Consider the following 1,026-nt stretch of genomic DNA (forward strand, 5'->3'; position numbering starts at 1 on the left):
TGTAGTTTCTCACCACGTTGTTCCCCTCGAATCCGAGGCGAGTGATGGGCGGTTTGTGTGAGACGGCGGAGTGAGGTCGATGGAAGTTGTAGTGGTACATCCAAGGCTGCAATTCGCTGGCGCGATGATCCGAGCTTGGATAGATGAACGCATAGGCCCACTCGCGCAGCAAGGTCTGGATGAAGCGTTCGGCCTTGCCATTGGTTCTGGGCGTGTAAGGGCGGGTGCGGATGTGCTTGATGCCCAGGCGGCGCAGCAGTCTGGCGAAACGCCGTGACTTGTAAGCCGAGCCGTTGTCCGTCATGACGCGCTCGACCTTGACGCCCAAGGTCTTGTAGTAGCGCAGCGCCGCCAGCAGGAAGGCGCAGGCGCTTTTGGCGGTCTCGTCTGCCAGCATCAAGCTGAAGCCCACGCGCGAGTGATCGTCGATCGCCACATGCAGCGCCTGCCAGCCGGCGCGGGGCGTGTTCTGGGTGCGGTCGCTCGTGACGCGGTGGCCGGGCTTGTCGAATCGCCCCAGCTTCTTGGTGTCCAGGTGCAGCAGTTCGCCGGCGCTCTGGCGCTCGTAGCGCCGCACGGGCGCTGCATCCTGCAAGGAAGGCAGCCGTGCCACGCCCGCGGCCTTGCACACGCGCGCCACAGTGCTTTTGGACAGGCCCACGCGCTCTGCAATGCGCTCGTAGGTCAATCGCTGGGTGCGGCGCAGCGCCACCGCGCGCTCGACCTTGTCGGCCTGGCTGCGCTGGGGACAGCGCTGCGGTCGAGAGCTGCGATCCATCAGCCCAGCTACACCTTCGGCCGCATGGCGTTGTTGCCACTTGCGAGCAGTGCGCGGGCTCAAGCCGGCGGCTGCAGCCGCCGGCTTGAGCCCAATGCGATCAATCTCGCGCACCAGGTGTGCTCGACCTTTGGGTGTCATTGAGGCATTCTTGTGGATGTTCATCCGGGGAGTCCTGAAGGAGGTTGGCTGGCGTGAGAACCTCCATCTTCCTTCACCTCGGGTGAACAACCTCTTGGGAAACTACA

General features: G+C 63.8%; 1 protein-coding gene. It reads right to left on the reverse strand.

The window, feature by feature from the left end; genetic code table 11:
* On the reverse strand, window positions 1–943 hold a 943-nt coding region (locus APY03_RS18510; protein WP_068678857.1), incomplete at its 3' end, for an IS481 family transposase.
* Window positions 944–1,026: the final 83 nt, after the last annotated feature.

Source organism: Variovorax sp. WDL1 (genome assembly GCF_001541225.1).
GTDB lineage: Bacteria > Pseudomonadota > Gammaproteobacteria > Burkholderiales > Burkholderiaceae_C > Variovorax.